We start from the raw sequence: 21,370 nt of genomic DNA on the forward strand, positions 1-21,370 counted from the left end.
TGTAGAAAGAATCGCAAAGTGCCTGACAAAAAGGCTGCTTCGCATATAGCGGTTATGAGTAGGTGCGTTTCACGCTATTAGCGACTAATCGCGCCTCTTGCTCTTCGGACATCGTAACCTGGAGTGCCTCAAGCTGCTTCTTTCCAACCGCAACATCCGTCATGTCGTAAATCATCATGCTTATAAAATCTACCTTACCCGTTGCTGACGTGAGTGGAGATAGCGTGATATTTTGATACATGAACGGCTCACTTCCTGTAATCGGCCGGTAATTAGGAAACTTGAACAAATAAGGGCGCTGCTCCCACGTCATGAAAGCACGCGTTTTTAAGTCAAATACTGGCTTAGCTTTTTTCATAAACCAGTCTTGTTTAATTGTGGGAAACAGTGAAAATAAGGTTTTGTCTCTCACTTCACTTGGCAGAAGGCCACTGTGGCTTTCCATAAAGCCATTCCACACTTGCACTGTGAAATTGCGATCTAAAACCACAATACCTACATCTACCGTTTGTAACATGTCCATCATCCAATGGAATTCCTGTAACTCATCTAAATGCTGGCTCATCAGAAATCCTCCAACAAGTGGGCGAGCTTGGAATTCATCATTTTCATAGACTCTTCCGTAAACAATAAGATCAAATCACACTGAACATTGTAACCTTCAAGACCGTAGCTAAGCTCTATAGCCAGCGTGCGCTTCCACTTAATTTGGTTCATACTGATAATTTCAGTGATAGCACGGTGCTGACCAAGCACAATGGGATGCCCCTGACTAAAGTTAATATCCATTTGGTTAGCTAACCCTGTTAAACAGGTTCCAATCAGAATACTTGCCGCGTCCATAAGGAGCTCTAACTGTAATTGGTCGTCTACTTCGCCTTCCACATTGAGAATTTTGGCCACATCGTCAAAGCTTGAATCGCTCAAAATACACAGGGCTTCACCGCTAACACCTGGCCCTAAAAAACCTTGGCAAACGGCAGTGACTTGTTCGTGACTTTCAATGTCAGAAAGCATCATGTGTAGTTCAGAGACTTCAATAAGGTTTACGTTAGGAATAGGGAGTTCTACAAAAACATCCATGGTGCGGGCGAGGTGGTCGCCTGCTTGCCCCATGGCAATATTGGTTATTTCTTGGTAACAATCGCGAATATCAGGGTCAAGCGGTGTCACCTCTTCTTGCGCTTTTTCTTCGACATGAAGAATATTGTATTTATCAAGAACCTCGACAAGTTTGGCTGGTTCAACAGGTTTTCGGATAAAGTCTAAAGCTCCGAGCGATGTAACTCTTTCATGCGCTTCAGGCTGGATATCTCCAGATACCACAATAACTTTGGTTTTAAGCCCACGCTGTTGAATGGCCTCTAACGTGCCATATCCATCGAGAACTGGCATATTCAAATCTAAGAGTAAAAGATCTCCCTTGCCTTCGGCGAGTGCAGACAGAGCATCTTGACCGTTCTTTGCAAAGTGAACAGCCACATCCCAATCTTGAGGCAGGCACTTAGCCACTTGCTTACGCGCAACTAACGAGTCATCACATACGAGTACTGAAAACATTAAGTTCTTTTACCACCTAGCTTTTACAACCAGCCAACGCTGATATCTTCTAGCAATTTCAATTGTATCGGCACAACCGCTGTGAACTGAAGTATTGATTTTTCTTCGGAGATAAACAGCAGAGTTACTATATCAATTTTTTAAAAAGATAATTTGTATATGGTGATATGAAACACCTCACTAAGAAATAGCACTTTTGGGGAATATTGCCAGCGCGTTTTACAATTAACTTGACGCTTATTTGGCGGTAAGTTTCAGGGAGGCTAAAGTAATATTAGGCCGCATAGATCATTCAAACAAACAAACTAAAAACGAGCGGTAGCGCTAGGGCTGTGAAAATGCCGTTTACGCACAACCCAAGGGTAGCCATGGCAGCAACATCTTCCCCCATGTGGATGGATTTTGCTGTTCCTATCGCATGGGCAACGGTTCCTAAAGCTATACCTTGTGCTTGACGATCCTCTATTTTGAATAACGAAAAAACGCCTGTCGCTACAATAGCCCCCACTATACCCGTCGTTATAACAAACACGGCTGCCATCGCAGGAATTCCACCTATGTGAGCCGTCGCTTCCATTGCAAGAGGCGTGGTGATCGATTTCGCCAACATAGTCATTTTTAGAGCTGCTGGAGCATCTAGCGCAAACAGCGCGAACCAAGCGGTAATAGGAGCAACTATTCCACCAAGGACGATACTGACTATTAACCGCCATCCATAGCGCTTTAAAATTTGCCATTGTCGATAAATCGGTAACGCGAGTGCAACGGTGACAGGACCTAAAAGCCAATGTAACAAAGCAGCGGCTTGTTGATAGTCAACAACGCTAGTGTTAGAGAGGTAAAGGCTCAAGAAAACAAAAATAGCGGTGAATACAATTGGGTGCGCTATCGGATGGCCGTTACATTTTCTATTAATCCATAGCGCAATGAGGTAACCGACAACAGAAACACAAAGCCATATTAATCCATTAACGCTAAACGCTTGAGTTATTGCATTGATCATTCAAGCTCCCTACCCACTTGTGATGAGTGGGACTCCTTATGCTGCTTGCTACAAAACAACTTTTGGGCAAACCAGGCGGTAAAACCTAAGCTCAATGAGGTGGTAACAAAAATAGCTATGGTGATCGCAAGCAAATTCTCATAAATATCAACCCAATAGATTGATAGTGCAAGCACTGCCGGAACGAAAAGCAAAGACATATGCTTTAAAGGCAAAGTAACAAAACGTGCAGTGTGTGTTTCGAGTTTTGGAAAAATAAAAAGTATCCCAAGCAGAATCAAAAGCCCCACCAGCGCGCCAGGAATGGGCAAAGCCATGATATTTACGGCGAAAAGCCCAAGATAATACGCCGCGAAAACCAATATAGCTCCCACTAACGCCTTACTAACATCTCGCACTTTATATCCTTGCTTTTAAGAATTAAGCACTAAGTGTAACGATTAGCGAGTTCCATCACCAGCAGGACCATGGTCGTATGATACTGTTAACCGGTAAAGCGCAGTGTTATGAAATTTATCGTCTGTCTACATGCCAGAACTGATAGAAATATTTATAAGTAATTTTGAACGTCTCACCGCCTTGCATAACCACCCTTTGCTGATTAAGTCTCTGCTCTAAGTGCGCTACGTATTTTGCATTTACCGCCACCGAACGATTACATCGTTTAAAGTGTCGCTCACCAAGCCGCTTCAGTAATTCACACAAAGTTATTCGAACCACATAGCTTTCTGACAGCGTGTATATACACATATAATCACCAGCAGCTTCTATCCATTTTATATCGGCAGGATCTAGGCAACACCATCCATCATCGGCCCTAATGGCAACAATGTTGGGTTTAGCGCTTTTACTTAATTGCTGGCGCAATGTTGCTAATAGCGCTGGTTTTGACACACCATGCTGCTCACACAAGCCCTTTACCATTGCGTCAAACTGAAAATTTCGCTCAACATAACGATACTTATTTTTCACGTATTCGATGGCAGGCAATAGCTGGCTCTCTTCAAATGGCAAAGTCACAAAACCAGATGCATTATGCGAAAAAGCAAGCAGCGCATCTTCGTCGTTTTCACCCACTGCCAGCCAATATTTTGAGGCAAGATTTCGAGATGATTTTGATACTGAATAAAAACCGACGGACTGGGGGTACTTTTCAGCTAAGGCTAAGCAATGACCGACCGACTCGGCTCCAAAAACATGACTAAAAACATTTAGCTGCTTCAATATTTTGCAAAGTGATTCTTGCTGAGATGCAGATTGTAAGAAAATCAATGAGATCATCTGCTCTACCTTGCATACAAACTGTGGCTAACGATTTCTAATCCCGATAGCACAGTGAATTAATGCAAAAAGGGGCTATCAATTAATAGCCCAAATTTCAGGGCGCATAACGTTGCTAGCGCTTGGCTGTCAATACACCAGGATCTGCATTGATGCGGCGCGCAATATGCTGAGCGGTTTTAGATGCATTGTGAGTAGTCGCAAAAGTCAGCATATCTTGTCCGTTACATACTAGGCCTTCGTGTAGATCTCTCATATTTAAGCCTGTTGCCTTAACGGCGCGGCGCAACTTTAAGCGGCTATTGCTTTTAACGGCTTCACATACTGCAACTAAGTCATCTTCAAGCTCTACTGGATAAGTACCAGCATTTGCTGCGGTAGCGGTAAAAGAAAGGGTCATTCCGAGTAGAGTGCATTGGGTAACACGGCGTAACGTAAACATAACAATTTCCTCTGATAGTATTAGGCAACGCGGTGACGACCTCTTCATGCCGCCGCACCAATAAACTAGTTAAGGTTTATGATATTTACGCTACAAAAGCGTTAAAGTACGGTTATTTGAGACCTTGCGATAAGCACACAAAAGCCAAGGTTTAATTATCGGTCTAAACGGTTATTAATCGTACTTGATACATACTTTGCAACATTCTCTGAGAGCGAAGTTGTGAGGCATAGCGAATAACCGCTAAAGTATATCCTCGAACCTAGTACAAATTCTGGTAATACGGTTCGCCATTAACATTAATTCAAGGAAGGGCTATGTTAGAGCAACAACAGTATCATCTTATAAGAGCGGATACACAGCCTGGCGGCATTAGTTACAATCAAGAGGATTTCAGTAGTTGGTTCTGCTTAGAACTTATCGCAGAAGGGCTAGAAATTGCAGGAGTGATAAGTGGTGTAAATGCTTCCGAAGTAACCCCAGTAGACATCTGCCGATTCAATATTTTAAATAAACGTTATGTCCAGATTAAAGGTGATAGACGGCTAATGAGTGGCTTTAATTCGTTAAAACCAGATAACTGGGGCCAGATTGCCTAGCCCCAATAGCTAAAAACATCACTGCCTGTGGTAGGTAAGTGAATTTTTAGAAAATACTATCTTGGTGGATTTTGATAAACATACTCGTACCAATTTTCGAGTAGTCAATCTTATATTCTTTTCCATTAAGCGTTTGAATGAACACTAAGGTTTTTTCATCGCCGAAAACATCGCTAGTCGTTACATCGACCAGTTCCATATCCATCATTTTCGCATCGCGCTTATTTTCTGGCACTTTGCCTTCATATTGCTTAATGCCTTTGTAGGTTACGATAATTGGCGGGTTATCATCGCCATTAATAACCAATAGGTCTAACTTTCTAATTTTATGAATGATGGTGTTTCGACCACTTGTAATAAAGGGTTTTTCAGTCATTCTCATCTCCGCGACCGCTTACCTGCTTTTTTAACTATTAACAAAGAATGTGATAATTGAGTCTATCACGATGTTAACAAACAGCACATAAGCATTTGGTTGATTTATATGTGCAAAGTATAAACATAAAACACAAAAAATGAGCAATAAATCACTTATTTTTGCGTGAAACGTGTTTTTCAACAAATTCTTCGTCAGTTAAACTTTGTAAAAATGCCACCAGTGCTGCTTTTTCTTTTTCAGAAATACTAAAGCCTTTAATAAACGGGCTACGATAGGGGTTGGGGCTTTGAGCTTCATTGCCCCCCCGGGCATAAAACGCAATAACATCTTCAAGGGTGGCTATACTCCCATCGTGCATGTAAGGTGCCGTGAGCGCAATATTTCGCAAGGTAGGCGCTCTAAACTTCCCCATGTCCTGCTTGTTAAAGGTTACACTATACAGCCCCATATCTGTTTTGGGGTAACTGCCCGCACCATCTTCGTTGTACAAACCTGTATTGTGGAATGGTTGCGCACCAAATGGCTGAAAACTATGTTTAGACGACTGCGTAAAGTTCACGCCTCCATGGCAGTGAAAACACTCTGTGCGTTCAGAAAAAAAGAGGTTTAGGCCCTCAAGTTGTTGCGCTGTCAGTGCGCTGTCGTCTTGTCGATAAGCATAGGCATCAAATGCACTATTAAAAGACACTAGGCTTCTTACATAACTAGCCAATGCTTTAACAATATTGTTCACACTAGGGGTTTCGTCACCATACGCAGCTTTGAAGAGTGCAGGGTAATCGCCTTGCTCAAAGCGCATTAAAATAACATCTTCATTACCAGTTACCCCCATTTCCACAGGGTGTTCGTTAAAGAGCGGGATCAGTAGTTGTTTTTCAATACTGTCTAAGTTGTTGTGCGCCCACGTAAATGAAGCATTGTAAGCCACATTAATAAGCGCCAGCGCGTTGCGGTTGAGCTCTTCGCCATGTGCGCCCACCGACACTTTTCTAGATTCTGCAAAGGCTTTTTCAGGATCATGGCAGCTACTACATGATGTTGTGTTGTTCGCACTTAATGCCGTATCAAAAAACAGCATCTCCCCCAGTTTAACGCTTTCCACCGTCATGGGATTGTCGGCAGGAACCGTGGGCGCAGGTATATGATTTGGCAGATTCCATTCATAGGGGGTGGGTGCTTTCGAACACGCACTTCCCCCTACCACAATGCAAAGTGAACACACCATTTCCCGTGCATTCGGCGCTCGCGTTTTAAAACGCTGAGGAAGCACTTTTACTGCCACTTAATCCAAGGCCTATGTACGAGATTTTGAATAAGTTTTTTACAAGGCTCTGTTTCCGGAGACTCAAACATGCAGCTTGGTGCTTCGTTCAGATCAACTTGCGCCACTATGTTAGACACCGAGACTTCTAAATCTAAATCCGTATCAAGCTGAGTCATCGGCAAAATAAACTCTACGCGATTAGTGAAGGCACAGGATTTTTCCGGCGATCTGACGGCAGATTCGGAGTTACAGCCAACACTGCCTAAATGATAAGACCATTTTCGCGCTTCTTCGCCACTTTTAGACACATCCAGTCTTAAAAATTTATGGCCATTTTGCCAACTCCAAAACATTGAACTGTCATTTAATGGCGAAGGCTGTGTGAGTGGATTAGCATGATTAACGTCGAAGGGAAGCCCCATGGTAAAACGCAAATTCGTAGATAATTTCAATAACTCTTCAGACACATCCAGCACAATTTTGCTATTCGCATCATTAGGATTGCTGCATTTGTTATGAAATTTCAGCAGAGCTTCATTCGGCGTTTGCCATTGGGTTTGTTTAAACTTAACCCGCTGCCACTTTCCATCAATACGTACTTCCGGCTTACTGAGGTAAAAGCCAAAATAATCAACATTCCAGCGCTGCTTCCCAATACTCATTATCATGGGGCAAGCCCCAGTATCTACCCCAATCAATTTAAACGGGATCTCACCGGGCTCTCGTCCTTTGAGATTTACTACATCACACCCCGTTATCGATACCAAAACCGCCAAGAGTAACGAAGGCATGACACACATGCGAAAAGGCATTTTCATTTACTTATGTACTTCCTTTGATTATCTGATAGTTTTTTAAACAAACCAGCAATTTTTAATACTTGCACGGACGACAAGATGAATGCATTACAAATAACGCTAATAGTGCTGCTTTTAACATTTATGAGTCAAGCTGTGCTCGCTCACACTGACCACGACGAAGCACGCTTTGTTGCCGAAAACGGCATTGACACAGGAAAGTGTGACAACCGTTTCAGACCATGTAAAACCCTGATATACGCGGCTAGGCAGGCCAATAAAGGCGATAAAATTTTAGTCGCTGAAGGCCAGTATTATTTCGACAACGCACAGCAAGCACAAGTTCTAAACGACAGTCTTCTTCCTGTGCTTGGCGGTTTTTCTCGTAACGATCACTTCCAAGCGCAAAAGCCGGCGTTACACAAAACAACGCTTCTAAACGTGCCTGTGTATCTATCAGAAGCGCTTTACGATAGAGGGTTCGACACTATTGTTGATGGTAAAGCCGCTTCACCTCTTACGTCACTAGCCGCACAACATATGGAGCTGGACACCACTGTAAGCGCGAATGAAAGCTGTAGCAGTGGAATGGCTGGGGACTATCCGTGTAGCAATATTGATTTACTTTCTCACGTCCCAGTTGCCGCACTTTCGTCAGTGTCTAATAGCGCAAATGATATTTGGGGGCATGTAGATTTAAACAATCGCAGAGAGTATGCCATTGTAGGCATGCAAGCCAGTATTGCTGTGGTGGATGTAACCGAGCCCACGTCTCCAGTAGTTGTAGGCGAAATCACGGGGCAAAGCACAACATGGCGCGACATCAAGGTCTATCAGTATTTTGATAGCACATCGGGCAGATTTAAGGCCTATGCATACGCCAGTGCAGACAGCGTAACTGAAGGGTTTAGCATAATAGACCTGAATAACTTACCTGAGCGCGTTAGCCTAGTTAGACGTAATACCGACGACAACCGTGCACACAATATCTATATATCAAACGTAGACTACACACTAAATACTCCCTTGGCAGGCGCGACATCTCAACTTCATTTGGTGGGCCAAGATAGTAATGGCGGTGCTTTTCGCTCCTATGCGCTAAGCGCGCCTCAAGCACCCACACCTTCCTATATACCCAATGGACTTACCCGAGCAGACTACACGCATGACGCATCTTCAATGCACATCACAGATGCACGAGCTCAAACTGATTGCGTAAATTCCACTGCATCAGGATGTACCGTAATGCTCGACTTCAACGAAAGCTCAATGCGTCTTTGGGATCATACTGATTCTAACAGTACGTCAGAACTAAGTAATACTAGCTACAACGAGGTTGCCTATACCCACAGCGGCTGGTTTAGTGAAGATAAGCAATACGCGTTTGTCCACGATGAACTGGACGAGCGCAACTTTAGCTTAAATACCCGGGTCATGATTTTTGATATTTCATCACTGACTGCGCCTGTTCTGGCGGGTATTTGGACCAGTGACAACGGCACCATCGATCACAACGGCTACGTGAGAGGCAACCGCTATTACATGTCGAATTACGAACGTGGCTTAACCGTACTAGACATTTCAGATCCTACCGCACCAGAAGAAGTAGGTTTCTTCGACACCTACCCTGCCTTTAACAGCACTAACTTCAACGGTGCTTGGGGTGTTTATCCATTTTTACCAAGCGGTAATATTTTAGTCAGCGATATTCAGCGTGGCTTGTTTGTTTTAAAAGACAACACGCTTACTGCGGCAACTGTTGCAGCGTTTTCGCAAAATAGTTATGAGACAGAAGCCGATACAACATTTAACCTTCCCGTTACTAAAAGCGGCGACAGTGCCATGTCGGTAGCCTACGAGGTATTAGCTGGCTCGGCCCTCAGCGATGATGTTTTGTTTACTTCTGGCGAGCTTACCTGGGGCGCAAATGATTCTGATGCAAAGAACATTGCATTAAGTGTTAGCGCTAATAATGATACAGAAAGTAACGAAGTATTTTTTGTAAGGCTATTTAACCCCCAAGGCGGCGGTATCGCTTCGGGCAACGGCTATACGCAAGTAACAATACTTGGTGCGGCGCAACAAGGAAAAGTTGAACTAAGTAAATCTGAACTCGCCGTTCTAGAGACAGCCCCCGAACTTACAGTAAATATTGTTCGTGAAGGCGGAAGTGAAGGCAGCGTTAGCGTAAATTATTCACTGGAAAGTGACACTGCAATAAACAATGAAGACTTCGTGACCGCAACGGGCATGCTAACTTGGAGTGATGGCGATACTGCCGATAAGATGGTGACAGTAACGCTTATTAACGACAGCGTGGAAGAAGAAAACGAACAGTTCCGTTTAGTACTTGCCGCACAAGATGCCAACGTATTAGGCGGCGTTGTCGAAACTCTCATTACAATAAAAGATGACGAGAGCAACCAAGCCCCCGTTGTGAACGCGGGAACAGATGTTGAAACCGATGTGAGAGCAAGCGTTGAGCTAACAGGTAGCGCGCAAGACCCCGAAGGCGCGCTAATAAGCGTAGAGTGGACACAAACCGCAGGCGAAACGGTCAATATTAGAAATTCAGATACGCTAACTATGTCTTTCACAGCCCCAGCTACTGCAAGTAATTTAATGTTTGCATTGAGTGCAACCGACGAGTTCGGCATTAGTACCACCGACACCGTCACGGTAAATGTAAATGAGAGCGTAGCAAGCTTGCCGGTTGATAACAGATCAAATAGTTCTGGCGGGGGTGGTTCAACTACTTTATTGAGCATGTTAGTTCTAGCTTTGGCAGTTCGATTACGCCGTGCTCGGCTGCAGAAAGTTATACACAACTTATAGTTGAGTGAACAAAAATAAAGCAAACAAATCACAAAGCCACAAGCGAGGCGTGACAAGGCAAATAAAACTGCTTATACTTGCGCTCGCTTGTGGTTGTTATGCAAAACAATTTGCCATGAAATCCACGTCGCACATCTAATATGGCCCCATAGCTCAGTTGGTTAGAGCATCCGACTCATAATCGGCAGGTCCCCTGTTCAAGTCAGGGTGGGGCCACCATTCTCTTCCTTACAACCCATACAGAATGCAGCCTGTAGCGAATTGGCTCTACCCCATAAACGGGGGATCAGCATTCACCTTACACGATTGATAACACCATCCCATCCGGTAACCGGCATAGCACAATGGGTCATCACTCTTATTCGATAATTTTCAAAGTTTCTAAAACCATACGCTCTTCTCGAAACCGACCTTTGAGTCGGTTTTTTTGTGTCTGAATTTCAACAAATAGCCACGCAAGCGTGTCGCTCCATCGCACGGCGACCTGTCTCTTATTAATAAAGCTCCTCAAATCGATTTAGACGAATCACAAGTATTTAAAGAACGAGAAGGTGTTGTATTCTTTTTAGTTGTTATGGGATTACCACTATTTTTTCTATCAGGCATCTCTTGGCCAATGGAAAGTATTCCTGAATCTATTAGATTGATAGCGCTACTCATTCCTTCGACAACGGCTATATCCGCTTTCGTGCAAGTAGACCAAATGGGAGCTGGGTTCAATGAAGTGGCTGACTCAATTCTCATTGAGCTAGCACTAGCTGTCGGATATACAATTCTTGCGTTAGGCCTAATGAAATTCGGACAGAAAAAGTAGCTAGCAGTTGAGATTATTAATACCGGCCAGTTTTGGTAATTTCTACTAATAGTCTCAATTTGTACTTCTCTGACGGGACTTCGATAACCATCGGGGTCATAAATCCTTCATTCGATATTTTACTTGCTAGCCCGGCGTAGAACGGCCCTCAATAGTATTAACCAACAACTTTCTTATCCATAGAGTCAGTGGATCATTTGATAATCGATGATGCCATGTGCTGATAACATCAAATCCTGGCGGCGTTTCATTTAACTCGATAACGCGTAACTTTCTGTTAGGTATAAGCGCACTTGGTACGAAACCACACAAGTCGGTGCTGTGTATTGTTTCAATAGCTGCAGAGAAAGTAGGAAAAGACATAAAAACTTCTCTAGGATGGCCTTTCGCTTCAAACCAATGATGAATAGCCCCACTGAAATCACCCCGAGAAGGCGAAACCACAACCTGAGGTATTTTTGATATTTGAGCCACCGTCATTTCATTTTTGGTTAGCTTACTTTGCGATGACACAACACATTTATAGCGTTCGCGATAGAGCGTTTCACTGGGGTAAGCCGAAGGTGCTAACGACGGATTTGTGATAGCCAGATCTACTTCACCGTTTTTAAGGTCATTCGCCAAGCTATCTAGTTCTAACTTTTTTATCGCTATTTTTAACTTCGGCGCAAGTTGTCGAATGTCGGCAAGTACACTTGGCAGCAGCGACACTTGCTCAAAGTCAGTGCATGCCAACGTGAAAGTCGTCGATGTCGTTGAAGGTGAGAAAGTTTCCGGTGTCAAAAGCGAATCAAAAGCTTCCAGCGTAGCCGTCACTCTGGGCTGTAAAGCGACGGCGAGCGCGGTGGGCTGTACACCATTTCCACTTCGAATAAACAGCCTGTCGTTAAACACATTGCGCATTTTTTTTAAATGCTCACTCACGGCCTGTTGCGAAACACCTAACTGCTCCGCCACTCTCGACAAGTTTCTCACTTTTATAAGCGCAACAAATGTGCGCAACTGCTTAATGTCTAGCTGACTTACCATTTTTTTTTGTATCACATACATTATCCACTTGATTTTATTGTAATGGATAAAGGAGTAGGATCAAATCACAAGCTAAAGAACAGGATTTGATTATGTTTTCAGTAAACTACGTTCCACCCGACGCCCCTCTGGTTTACGACCAAACGTATAAGGGCCCTGGCGCTTCAGAACTTACATCGTCAGTAGATAAACGAACTATTAGTGTTAGTGATATGCGCGCTGAAAAAAGCACGTTTTCACTGGAAAAAAATGGCTTTGAAGTTGTGTCGTTTTCACCCGACTTTGATGCTTTTGAAGATGACGAGGCAATACAAAAGCAACTATATCCATATGTAATCGATATGTTGAAGCGCAGAATGAACAGTGATGACGTGATCATTTTTGATCATACTTATCGCTCGACTACCCGTGCGGATAAGTCTATTCACAATAGAGCCCCGGTAAGAACAGTACACAACGACTACACTGATGTATCAGCGAATCACCGCATGATGGAAGAGACAAAGGGGCAAGAGCATTTAAGAAAACGCGATTATACCTTGGTGAACCTGTGGCTTCCTGTACGAAATAAAGTGGAGTCATCTCCGCTAGCCATGGTCGATATATCTACCGTGCAGCCAACTGATTTTCAGCGACTCAAACTTATCTATCCCGATCGTATCGGTGAACTTGCTGCCATCACTTATAACCCTAATCACAAATGGTTTTATCAGTCGGAAATGACGCCGGGTGAAGGGCTATTGTTCAAAGTGTATGACTCTACATTTGAACAAGGAATGTTTGGGGTACCACACTCAGCGGTGGATGTTTTAAACGATGAAGCTAAAAAACCGCGTACAAGCCTAGAAATACGCGCAATCGTGTTTGGTGGTGAAAGCAATGAATAACATTTTAATATCTCGAAACCCGCTTGATGAACAGGAAGTGGGAAGCGTAAAGGTCGCAAGTAATGACGATGTAGTTACTGCTGTAAATGACGCAAAACAAGCTCAAATTGCATGGGGCAAGCTAACATCAGAGCAGCGAGCACAACTAATTATTGAAGCATTCTCGCGCCTAAACCGTGTTCAAGAGCAGTTAGTAAACCTTATTTCTGAAGAAATGGGTAAGGATCATCGTCGAGCTACCTATGAGGTGATGGGGGTCATACAAAGTGCGTCTTATCTTTGCCGAGAGATCATGCAAGCTATTGCACCAGTAAAGAAGCCAAGCGGCACAAAAATCTACTACCGTCCACTGGGTGTGGTGGGCGTGATTTCACCGTGGAACTACCCTTTGGCTATGGCAAATAATTTACTGCTACCAGCACTTGTAGCAGGAAATACCGTAGTACTGAAACCCTCAGAAATCACTCCCTTGGTTGCTGACATGTTCGTAAGAACACTCAATGAAGTTTTGCCTAATGGCGTGCTGTCAGTTATTCATGGCGACGGAGAAGTTGGCAAAGCGCTTGTTGCCAGCAATATTAATATGGTCGCATTTACTGGTTCAGCGGCAGCTGGAAAACATATTATGGCGAGTTCGGCGAACAAACTTCATCGACTTGTTATGGAGTTAGGTGGCAACGACCCTATGATCGTTCTTGCAGACGCTGATATCAATAAGGCTGCTCGCTTTGCCGTGGCGAGTAGTTTCGAAAATGCTGGTCAAATGTGTACATCAACGGAACGTATCTACGTTGATGAGCGTATTCACAATACGTTTGTAGAACGTGTGGTGGAGATTGCAAAGCAGTATAGCGTTGGGCCGTGGGACCAACCCAGAGTAAATATTGGCCCCATCGTTAATAAAAAGCAGCACCAGCAGATAATTCATCATTTAAAAGACGCGAAAGAAAAAGGCGCGCGTTTTTTACTGGGCAGCGATGATTACCTCCCCCCTTATATTCAACCCACCGTTATCGACGGTTTAACAGATGAGATGTTGATGGCAAAAGAAGAAACGTTTGGCCCGGTCGTCGCTATTGATAGTTTTAGCAATATCGATGAAGCCATCATGCGTGCGAACAAGGTTCCCCTTGGTCTTGGTGCAGTCGTTTTTGGCGAGAGTAACGCTGCCTACGTAGCAGAAAATATAGAAGCTGGCATGGTGGGTATTAACGGTGGCCCAGGCGCAGGTGATGGTCCATGGGTGGGCGCGAAAGAAAGCGGCTTTGGTTATCACGGTTCACTTGAAGGGCATCGCCAGTTTACACAAGTACAAGTAATTAGTGCATGAGGAAACTATCATGAAAGACAACTTTTTCGTTATAGCGCGTGAACCTGGCGCACAAAACCCAGCTATTCCTACATGGGCTGCCCATACAGATAACGCCTTTGCGCTTGATAGTTCATCAGCGCAAACACAGCAACAAACGGTTCGCCGTGAAATAAGTGAAGTGCCTAGCGCCTACCAACTTCTGAATGTTTTTAGTGAACAAGAGTGTAGAAAACTACTGAAAACGTCGGAAGAGCTTGGCTACTTAAAAGATGCGGCAGTGTCACTACCCCGGGAAATACGGCATAACGACAATGTAACTATCGTTGTAGATGATGCTACAGAGCGCTTGATATGGCAGCGCATTGAGTCTTTAACTCAGCAAAACCTTACCATATTCGACGGTAAAAAACCGCTGGGTATTAATACTCGCTTTCGGTTTTACCGATATCAAGAAGGTGATTATTTCAAATATCATATTGATGGGGACTGGCCTGGCTCTAAAGTGGAAGGAGACACGTTAATTCATAACGCCTATTCGGACAGGTATAGCAAAATGACGTTTCTTATTTTGCTTAACGACAATTTCGAAGGAGGAGAAACACAGTTTTTGGTTAATGCTGACCAGCCGGGAAAACCAGCGAAACGAGGCGACAGACAAGCACAAGTAAATGTGCGAACGCCTGCTGGCGGAGTGCTCTTATTTCCACATGGACATCATTCATTGCACTGTTTACACAGTTCAACGCCAATAACAAAGGGCGTTAAATACATTATTCGCACAGATATGCTGTTTGAAATCTGACGGTAACTTAGAGCGTAGACGAACAGGGTATACTTGGCATCATGAGTAACACGATGCCTCGGCTTCCTTAACGCTAACGGCTTGAGGGCCAACCGCATACAGCATAAGCCGTCTATAGCGGTTGTTTCCCTCAAGCCAACGGTAAAAGCTGATTAGCGTATTAGGTAGCTATTTTAGCAGCTGCCTAGCAACGATAAGTTTCATAATTTCACTTGTACCGCCATAAATTCGCATAACGCGCGCGTCTGCGTATGCCCTTGCGACGGGGTACTCCAGCATGTAACCGTATCCACCGTAAAGTTGTAGGCACTTATCAACCACTTTTCCGAGTAGTTCAGTCACCAATAATTTAGCTTTTGATGCAAGTTCTGTAGTGAGGTCTTTCGTCAAATGTAATTCAATACAGCGGTCTGTAAAAGCGCGGGCCGCATCAATTTCAGTGTCTAAATCTGCTAAAACGAACTGGGTGTTTTGGAATGCTCCTATATTTTGGCCAAACGCTTTTCGCTCTTTAACATACTCAACGGTTTGCGCTAAAACAGATTCACACATTGCCATACAATGCACGGCGATTGTTAAGCGCTCCTGTGGTAACTCTGCCATTAATTGAGCGAAGCCACTTCCCTCTGGCCCAAGCAAATTAGACTGAGGCACTCTCACATCATTGAAAAATAATTCCGAAGTATCCTGAGACTTCATGCCAATTTTCGCTAAATTTGAACCTCGCTCAAAGCCGGGTGTATTCGCTTCAACGAGTATTAAACTTAAACCTTTTGCGCCAGCGGTTGGGTCGGTTACTGCGACAACAATAACTAAGTCAGCTAATTGACCGTTCGTAATAAACGTTTTACTTCCGTTGATAACGAAGTCATCACCCTCTTTTTTTGCTGTAGTTTTGATTCCTTGCAAATCAGACCCTGTTCCTGGTTCTGTCATAGCGATTGCCGTCACTATTTCGCCGGAAACACACGCGGGTAGGTATTTTTGTTTTTGCTCTTCAGTGCCTAATCTCGATAGATAAGGAACGACAATGTCAGAGTGTAATGGGAAACCTATTCCGTTTAGTCCAAGTCTGCCGATTTCTTCTGTAAGGATAACGTTGTATAGAAAGTCTAGACCCAGCCCTCCATACTCCTCTGAAACGAGGGGTGCTAAGTAGCCCTGCTCGCCCGCCGCTTTCCAAATTGATTTATCAACCTGCCCAATCTTTTCCCATTTTTCGTAATGTGGAACGGCTTCAGTTTGTAAGAATTTTCGAAAACTATCACGCAGCATCTCGTGCTCAGAACTAAATAAGGTTCTCGGTAACATGGTCCTACTCCAACGTTCAATGTAAGTTTCACAACATGTTAACAACCTAATTAGTGCTTACCGATGACCGAAAGCGCCAGAGAATAGACCAAAACGTTCATTGACGTTCGCGCCATTCCCCAGGAGTAAGGCCAGTCCATTTCTTAAATGCGCGTATAAAGGCACTGGGTTCTGAAAAACCGACCAGATAGGCAATATTTTTAATGGAGGTGTCTTTTTGCGTAAGGTGGTAGGTTGCAATATCTTTCCTAACGCTCTCTTTTAATGCCGCAAAACTTGTATTTTCTTGGGCAAGATAGCGACGAACAGTCTGCGGGCTTTTATTCAGATCATCAGCCACCTTTTTAAGTGGTAAATTTTCTAGATTATCGCACTCTCTCAACATGCGTTTAATTTGCGCAGTAATACTGGCGTCAGACATGCGGTTAATGAGTAAGTTAGAAAGGGAATTTATAAACGGAGTAACACTTTCTTCTTTTTGAGTAACAGGTAATTCTAGGTCGCTTCGATGAATACTTAGTTCCGTCTGCGGCCTTTCGTAATAGTGACGACAGGGAAAAGCAGAGTCTAAATCGTGTGAGTAAGTCGACTTTTTACCGCTGAAATTCAGGCGATTAAGCGATATTCGATGATTTGTTACCCAAGACGACCATCTAAATACAAACAACATAAGCGTTATATAAACCAGCATGTCTGCATCCGACTCTTCTCGCTTTATGTTAATAACAATATTCGCTTCTTCACCGCTCTCAACCAGTTTTATATCTAAATCGTCATGCAACAGCATTAGATATTTAAATAGTCTGAAATACGCATCTCGCAGTGTTTTACCACGTAACGCATACAACACACCTACCTTCACACCACCTAATTTTGTGGGCCGTTCAAAAAAGCCTATGGTTTCATCATTGAGTTTGATTGCCGCAAGTCGAACCAGTTTTCCCAACTTTTCTGACGGCAACCTAAAACTGGCTTCTTCAAAATCTTCCGCGTCATAACCCAACTCGGTAAATAACGCTTTAATCGAAAGCCCATGTTTTTCATAGCCTGCAAACAGGTGTTGTAAAGCTGCTTTTTGTAACGATTGCTTTTTCTTCATTGGATTAAAGTTAGCACACTCTCATACATTGATCTTGTTAATACCGTATCGAATACATGTAGTACAAGGGGGCTCGATATTAAACAAAGACAACCTCTTCCTTGTTTTCACAACATTTTAGGGCATCTGGCTTGAAGCAGCTTTCAATGGTTTTTCGATGGTATTTCAAGGTCGGGGTTAACATTCCGTTATCAATTGTCCACGCAGCCTGAGTAATTAAAATATGCGAAATGCGCTCGTAAGGGGCAAGTGTGGTGTTTATTTTCGACAAATAATGCTTCAGCTTATCGCGCAACTCACTGTTTGTTAATGAACAAGCAGATTCAGAGCGTGTGGCTAACAAAATGGGTTGATTAAGCCCTTGCCCTACGACGATAAATTGCTCTATCTCCGGTACACCGCTAAAGCATTTTTCTAACGGCACCGGATGGATAAATTTTCCTTTGGCTGTTTTGAATTCATCTCCTTTACGCCCGGTTACCACTAGGTTGCCACTCTCGTCGTAAGTACCGCAATCGCCCGTGTGAAACCATCCATCTTTAAGCACGCTCAGCGTTTTTTCTTCGGCTCTGTAATAGCCAAGCATCATGCCCTCAGATCGCATCAGTATTTCGTTTTCATCGGACAGCTTGACCTCTACGATATCACCAATAGGTTTCCCTACCGTTCCCGACGCAGGTATATCCTCAAAGCATCCCGTCCCTGTCGCAAAAGTCTCGGTCATTCCGTAAACTTCTCTTACTTTGATTCCCATATTTAAGTACCACTGGTGTACTTTTGGCTGCAGCGGCGCTGAACTGCTTAGGATCATATCAGCTCTAGAGAGGCCCAACATATATCGTATTTTGTGCTTATCCTCTTCACTCAATGCAGCCTGTGCTTCAGGGGGAATTTTGCTATCTACCGACATTTTAAACTTGTCCCACAGCCTTGGAACCGCAAAGAAAAATGTAGGCTGCACGCTTACGATTTCGTCACTAAAATAGTCGAGACCTGCAGAAAATGAAATACAAGCATTACTATATAGGCCCGTAAATTCGACAAGGGCACGCTCTGCCATATGAGCCAGTGGCAAAAAAGAGAAAAGTGAGGCTCTATACCCTTCTTCTCGTGAAATTTTGAACTCCTTGGCGATAGAGGGCGTTACCTTTGCCGGCGCAGAATACAAGTGCATAACGCCTTTGGGCATACTCGTTGTGCCGGATGAATACACTATCGTCATTAGACTATCGAGCTCTGCTTTTGGGTTGCTTAACACAAGACCAAACGTCTGCTGAATTTGCGCTAAATTGTGGTCTACCGCTATCGAACAGCCGTGCATGCCCACTAGGGTAACGTTTGCCGTATTCCATTCTGCAAACTTTTGCTCTTGCCCACACTCACCAACAAACATTAGCGGCACATCACATTCTTTAAGTACATGATTAGCGGCCTTAACTGATTGATTAGGGAATAAGGGCACGCTGATGTGCCCACTTAGCATGATAGCCAAATCTACCATTATCCAATCAGCTGAATTTGCTGACCAAAGCGCTATTTTGCTTTGAGGAGAAAGGTTACGAGAATGGATAAAGCTAGCTATTTTTCTAACTCTCTCTCCTACTTCTGCCCATGAGTACTCCTCCCACTGCCCATTGCCTAATGACTGCCGCAGAAATATGTCAGTAGGTGTTTTTTCTTCCCAATAATAGAAATAGTCTAACGGTGTTTTTAACTGGCTCATGCTACACGCCCCTTCAGTCTAAAAATGTAAAGCGATATTGTCCGAAGAAATAGGTGAAGTATTTCTAAAGAAATAATTCACCTGCTGCTATTTTCTTTCCTACAATGGCGGGGGCTTTAAATCGCTCACCATATTTTTCAGCAAGCTCTTCACACCTGGCTTGGAAGCGCTCAAGCCCATAGCTATTAACAAATTGAATGTATCCGCCTGTCCAAATGGGTGCACCTATCCCAAAGATACTGCCGATATTGGCATCGGCCACTGATTTCAACACACCCTGCTCCAAACACAGCAAGCTTTCTATTACGTTTATAAACAACAGCCTGTCTTTGATGTCACTATCGGAAATGTCGACGGTTGAGTCGTAATACATATCAAGTAATTGAGGCCAAATTGCCTTGTCACCATCAACATAATTAAAATACCCGCCCTCACCGTGATAGCGACCACCGCGATTGTGTTCCTTCACAAGTTTTTCGATAAGTTTGTTCCCTTCAGGCCAGCGATCATCCTCTGCCTTTATCAAGCCGGCGGCTACTTGCGTTTCTCGTACTTTGATACCAATCGTTAAGCTTACTTCGTCATTTACCGTTAGTGGGCCTACGGGCATCCCAATAGCTTTTCCTAAATTATCAACTCTGACTGGATGAATACCCTCACTGACCATAGTTGCTGCCTCTTGCAATTGCGAGGCAAAGGTTCTGGAAGTAAAAAAGCCAACACTGTCGTTAACGACGATGGGGGTTTTCTTTATCTGCTGGACGAAATCGAATGCTTTTGCGAGGGTAGCGTCACTCGTTTTTTCGCCACAAATTATTTCCACCAGCGGCATTTTGTCGACGGGAGAGAAGAAATGCAGCCCAATGAAATTTTCAGGCTTGTGACTAGGTTCAGCCAGTTGAGTGATAGGAAGTGTTGAGGTATTAGAAGCCCAAATTCCATCTTCGGTTAGAAATTGCTCTGAGCCTGTAAGCACCTTGTGCTTCAGCGACATGTCTTCGAAAACAGCCTCTACAACAAGTTCACAGCCTTTCAAGTCTTCATCATTATCAGTAGCAATGATAAGTGAGAGAGCTTGCTCTTTATCTTGCTCAGTTGCTCGGCCTCTTGCTATTTTCTTGTCATAAACTTTGGCCGTATAAGCTTTACCTTTCTCAGCTGCGTCAATAGACACGTCCTTTAACACGACCTCAATACCTAAACCTGCCGCTACTGCAGCAATGCCTTGCCCCATCATGCCAGCACCAATTACCCCAATCTTTTTGAATGTGAACTTTGTTTTCACGTCAGGGCGGCTTCCACCACCATTAATCTGATTCAATTGGAAGAAAAAAGCTGACATCATATTCTTTGCTACAGGCGTAACAGGCAAAGAGGCAAATTTTCTGGACTCTCTTCTAAGTGCAGTATCAAAATTAACGGTAACCGCTTGTGCTGCTGTGTCTAAAATCGCTTCTGGCGCGGGTAACAAGCCCCTGGTTTTCTTAAGAAGCATATGCGGCGCCATTGCTACAGTTTGCGCTATGGATGGCCTGTTAATATTTCCGCCGGGTATTTTAAAACCTTTTTTATCCCAAGGCTGAATAGCGACCTCACCGTTACCTTTGTTGTTAACAAGCCAGGCTTTGCAATGTGAAATAAGCTCATCTTTGCTCTGTACAGTGGCGTCAATTAACCCGGTTTTCAAAGCTTGCTGCGGTCTGACTTTTTTACCTTCAAGAAGCAGGGGAAGCGCTGCCTCTAACCCAATTAGGTTTGTAAGCCTAACAACGCCTCCCGCTCCAGGTAATAGTCCTAACGACACTTCTGGTAAGCCAATTTCAATGCGGGGGTTATCTACACAAACGCGATAATTACTCGCTAAGCACAGCTCATAGCCACCACCTAATGCTGCACCGCTTATCGCAGCGACTACGGGAACCGGTAACTTCTCTAATCGACGGAACAACGACTTATTCGCCTCTACCGTATCAAATATTTTTCGCTCATCTCCTGGTTCCATTGCCATGAGCATATTGAGATCACCACCAGCAAAAAACGTATCTTTAGCTGAAGTGAACACGACACCTGAAAGATCTGATTCTTTTTCCAAAGTGTCTAGTGCTTCCGACATTTCGCGACAAAACTCGTCATTAATTGCGTTTACCGGTCCATTCATGTCCATGGTAATGACTACAATGCCGTTATCGTCTTTTTGGTATTTAAAAGTATTCATGCTTTCCTCCATTATCCT

At 43.8% G+C, this 21,370-nt stretch carries 20 protein-coding genes and 1 tRNA gene; 7 read left to right on the forward strand and 14 right to left on the reverse strand.

The features are described from left to right. Positions 1-52: 52 nt before the first annotated feature. From RJ41_RS17250 to RJ41_RS17275, 6 genes are all read right to left on the reverse strand, one after another. Positions 53-565 carry a PAS domain-containing protein gene (locus tag RJ41_RS17250; protein ID WP_039223364.1) on the reverse strand — a complete coding sequence of 171 codons (513 nt, stop codon included), beginning with the start codon at positions 563-565 and terminating at the stop codon, positions 53-55. After that, on the reverse strand, positions 565-1,560 hold the full coding sequence (locus RJ41_RS17255; RefSeq protein ID WP_039223367.1) for a response regulator: 996 nt from the start codon (positions 1,558-1,560) through the stop codon (positions 565-567). Before RJ41_RS17255 ends, RJ41_RS17250 begins: the two co-directional genes overlap by 1 nt. 292 nt (positions 1,561-1,852) lie before the next feature. Further along, entirely contained in the window at positions 1,853-2,563 is a 711-nt protein-coding gene (locus tag RJ41_RS17260; RefSeq protein ID WP_039223370.1) for an LrgB family protein, read from the reverse strand. Continuing rightward, entirely contained in the window at positions 2,560-2,961 is a 402-nt protein-coding gene (locus RJ41_RS17265) for a CidA/LrgA family protein (protein ID WP_039223372.1), read from the reverse strand. Before RJ41_RS17265 ends, RJ41_RS17260 begins: the two co-directional genes overlap by 4 nt. 115 nt (positions 2,962-3,076) lie before the next feature. After that, the gene (locus tag RJ41_RS17270; RefSeq protein ID WP_039223373.1) at positions 3,077-3,844 is read right to left on the reverse strand and encodes a LytR/AlgR family response regulator transcription factor; all 768 of its coding nucleotides are present in this window, start codon (positions 3,842-3,844) and stop codon (positions 3,077-3,079) included. A gap of 115 nt (positions 3,845-3,959) precedes the next feature. Next, complete coding sequence (locus tag RJ41_RS17275) at positions 3,960-4,286, reverse strand: DUF3718 domain-containing protein (protein ID WP_039223375.1); 327 nt, start codon at positions 4,284-4,286, stop codon at positions 3,960-3,962. Between the two features lie 317 nt (positions 4,287-4,603). On the opposite strand from RJ41_RS17275, the gene RJ41_RS17280 reads away from it, so the two are divergent. Beyond that, positions 4,604-4,885, forward strand: a complete 282-nt coding sequence (locus RJ41_RS17280; protein WP_084081949.1) for a hypothetical protein — start codon at positions 4,604-4,606, stop codon at positions 4,883-4,885. A gap of 46 nt (positions 4,886-4,931) precedes the next feature. Here the strand turns inward: RJ41_RS17280 and RJ41_RS17285 are convergent, their stop codons facing one another. From RJ41_RS17285 to RJ41_RS17295, 3 genes are all read right to left on the reverse strand, one after another. Continuing rightward, entirely contained in the window at positions 4,932-5,261 is a 330-nt protein-coding gene (locus RJ41_RS17285) for a hypothetical protein (RefSeq protein ID WP_039223377.1), read from the reverse strand. 151 nt (positions 5,262-5,412) lie between these two features. After that, positions 5,413-6,489: an MbnH family di-heme enzyme gene (locus RJ41_RS17290; protein ID WP_039223671.1), complete on the reverse strand. Its 1,077-nt coding sequence runs from the start codon at positions 6,487-6,489 to the stop codon at positions 5,413-5,415. 47 nt (positions 6,490-6,536) lie between these two features. Further along, on the reverse strand, positions 6,537-7,346 hold the full coding sequence (locus RJ41_RS17295; protein WP_039223379.1) for an MbnP family copper-binding protein: 810 nt from the start codon (positions 7,344-7,346) through the stop codon (positions 6,537-6,539). A 78-nt stretch (positions 7,347-7,424) separates the two neighbouring features. Here RJ41_RS17295 and RJ41_RS17300 point away from each other — a divergent pair, with 78 nt between their 5' ends. The 3 genes from RJ41_RS17300 to RJ41_RS17310 all read left to right on the forward strand — a co-directional run bounded on the left by RJ41_RS17300 (position 7,425) and on the right by RJ41_RS17310 (position 10,974). After that, entirely contained in the window at positions 7,425-10,160 is a 2,736-nt protein-coding gene (locus RJ41_RS17300) for a choice-of-anchor B family protein (RefSeq protein WP_039223381.1), read from the forward strand. 142 nt (positions 10,161-10,302) lie between these two features. Continuing rightward, a tRNA-Ile gene (locus RJ41_RS17305) sits at positions 10,303-10,379 on the forward strand. Between the two features lie 292 nt (positions 10,380-10,671). Next, the gene (locus RJ41_RS17310) at positions 10,672-10,974 is read left to right on the forward strand and encodes an ABC transporter permease (RefSeq protein WP_276203245.1); all 303 of its coding nucleotides are present in this window, start codon (positions 10,672-10,674) and stop codon (positions 10,972-10,974) included. 126 nt (positions 10,975-11,100) lie between these two features. On the opposite strand, the gene RJ41_RS17315 is transcribed toward RJ41_RS17310, so the two are convergent. Beyond that, positions 11,101-12,018, reverse strand: coding sequence for a LysR family transcriptional regulator (locus RJ41_RS17315; RefSeq protein ID WP_240485822.1), 918 nt, complete (start codon positions 12,016-12,018; stop codon positions 11,101-11,103). A 77-nt stretch (positions 12,019-12,095) separates the two neighbouring features. On the opposite strand from RJ41_RS17315, the gene RJ41_RS17320 reads away from it, so the two are divergent. The 3 genes from RJ41_RS17320 to RJ41_RS17330 are packed head-to-tail and all read left to right on the forward strand — an operon-like array spanning position 12,096 to position 15,004. Further along, positions 12,096-12,890: a CmcJ/NvfI family oxidoreductase gene (locus RJ41_RS17320; RefSeq protein WP_039223388.1), complete on the forward strand. Its 795-nt coding sequence runs from the start codon at positions 12,096-12,098 to the stop codon at positions 12,888-12,890. After that, positions 12,883-14,220 carry an aldehyde dehydrogenase family protein gene (locus RJ41_RS17325; RefSeq protein WP_039223391.1) on the forward strand — a complete coding sequence of 446 codons (1,338 nt, stop codon included), beginning with the start codon at positions 12,883-12,885 and terminating at the stop codon, positions 14,218-14,220. The genes RJ41_RS17320 and RJ41_RS17325 overlap by 8 nt, the downstream gene beginning before the upstream one ends. Before the next feature lie 10 nt (positions 14,221-14,230). Then, complete coding sequence (locus RJ41_RS17330; protein ID WP_039223394.1) at positions 14,231-15,004, forward strand: 2OG-Fe(II) oxygenase; 774 nt, start codon at positions 14,231-14,233, stop codon at positions 15,002-15,004. Between the two features lie 168 nt (positions 15,005-15,172). Here RJ41_RS17330 and RJ41_RS17335 read toward each other — a convergent pair whose 3' ends face one another. From RJ41_RS17335 to RJ41_RS17350, 4 genes are all read right to left on the reverse strand, one after another. Next, the gene (locus RJ41_RS17335) at positions 15,173-16,315 is read right to left on the reverse strand and encodes an acyl-CoA dehydrogenase family protein (protein WP_039223395.1); all 1,143 of its coding nucleotides are present in this window, start codon (positions 16,313-16,315) and stop codon (positions 15,173-15,175) included. A 97-nt stretch (positions 16,316-16,412) separates the two neighbouring features. Then, the gene (locus RJ41_RS17340; protein ID WP_039223398.1) at positions 16,413-17,414 is read right to left on the reverse strand and encodes a helix-turn-helix domain-containing protein; all 1,002 of its coding nucleotides are present in this window, start codon (positions 17,412-17,414) and stop codon (positions 16,413-16,415) included. Between the two features lie 79 nt (positions 17,415-17,493). Next, complete coding sequence (locus RJ41_RS17345; RefSeq protein WP_039223399.1) at positions 17,494-19,137, reverse strand: AMP-binding protein; 1,644 nt, start codon at positions 19,135-19,137, stop codon at positions 17,494-17,496. Positions 19,138-19,201: 64 nt separating this feature from the next. Continuing rightward, on the reverse strand, positions 19,202-21,352 hold the full coding sequence (locus tag RJ41_RS17350) for a 3-hydroxyacyl-CoA dehydrogenase NAD-binding domain-containing protein (RefSeq protein ID WP_039223401.1): 2,151 nt from the start codon (positions 21,350-21,352) through the stop codon (positions 19,202-19,204). Between the last annotated feature and the right edge of the window lie 18 nt (positions 21,353-21,370).

Source organism: Alteromonas marina, assembly GCF_000808575.1.
In the GTDB taxonomy this organism is placed as follows: Bacteria; Pseudomonadota; Gammaproteobacteria; order Enterobacterales; family Alteromonadaceae; genus Alteromonas; species Alteromonas marina_A.

What these genes read in the sequence shown, in the direction of transcription:
- RJ41_RS17330 (WP_039223394.1), top strand. Translation starts at nt 14,231, where the DNA reads ATGAAAGACAACTTTTTCGTTATAGCGCGTGAACCTGGCGCACAAAAC.
- RJ41_RS17340 (WP_039223398.1), bottom strand. Translation starts at nt 17,414, where the DNA reads ATGAAGAAAAAGCAATCGTTACAAAAAGCAGCTTTACAACACCTGTTT.
- RJ41_RS17275 (WP_039223375.1), bottom strand. Translation starts at nt 4,286, where the DNA reads ATGTTTACGTTACGCCGTGTTACCCAATGCACTCTACTCGGAATGACC.
- RJ41_RS17345 (WP_039223399.1), bottom strand. Translation starts at nt 19,137, where the DNA reads ATGAGCCAGTTAAAAACACCGTTAGACTATTTCTATTATTGGGAAGAA.
- RJ41_RS17260 (WP_039223370.1), bottom strand. Translation starts at nt 2,563, where the DNA reads ATGATCAATGCAATAACTCAAGCGTTTAGCGTTAATGGATTAATATGG.
- RJ41_RS17270 (WP_039223373.1), bottom strand. Translation starts at nt 3,844, where the DNA reads ATGATCTCATTGATTTTCTTACAATCTGCATCTCAGCAAGAATCACTT.
- RJ41_RS17325 (WP_039223391.1), top strand. Translation starts at nt 12,883, where the DNA reads ATGAATAACATTTTAATATCTCGAAACCCGCTTGATGAACAGGAAGTG.
- RJ41_RS17295 (WP_039223379.1), bottom strand. Translation starts at nt 7,346, where the DNA reads ATGAAAATGCCTTTTCGCATGTGTGTCATGCCTTCGTTACTCTTGGCG.
- RJ41_RS17250 (WP_039223364.1), bottom strand. Translation starts at nt 565, where the DNA reads ATGAGCCAGCATTTAGATGAGTTACAGGAATTCCATTGGATGATGGAC.
- RJ41_RS17280 (WP_084081949.1), top strand. Translation starts at nt 4,604, where the DNA reads ATGTTAGAGCAACAACAGTATCATCTTATAAGAGCGGATACACAGCCT.
- RJ41_RS17320 (WP_039223388.1), top strand. Translation starts at nt 12,096, where the DNA reads ATGTTTTCAGTAAACTACGTTCCACCCGACGCCCCTCTGGTTTACGAC.
- RJ41_RS17285 (WP_039223377.1), bottom strand. Translation starts at nt 5,261, where the DNA reads ATGACTGAAAAACCCTTTATTACAAGTGGTCGAAACACCATCATTCAT.
- RJ41_RS17335 (WP_039223395.1), bottom strand. Translation starts at nt 16,315, where the DNA reads ATGTTACCGAGAACCTTATTTAGTTCTGAGCACGAGATGCTGCGTGAT.
- RJ41_RS17290 (WP_039223671.1), bottom strand. Translation starts at nt 6,489, where the DNA reads ATGGTGTGTTCACTTTGCATTGTGGTAGGGGGAAGTGCGTGTTCGAAA.
- RJ41_RS17255 (WP_039223367.1), bottom strand. Translation starts at nt 1,560, where the DNA reads ATGTTTTCAGTACTCGTATGTGATGACTCGTTAGTTGCGCGTAAGCAA.
- RJ41_RS17300 (WP_039223381.1), top strand. Translation starts at nt 7,425, where the DNA reads ATGAATGCATTACAAATAACGCTAATAGTGCTGCTTTTAACATTTATG.
- RJ41_RS17350 (WP_039223401.1), bottom strand. Translation starts at nt 21,352, where the DNA reads ATGAATACTTTTAAATACCAAAAAGACGATAACGGCATTGTAGTCATT.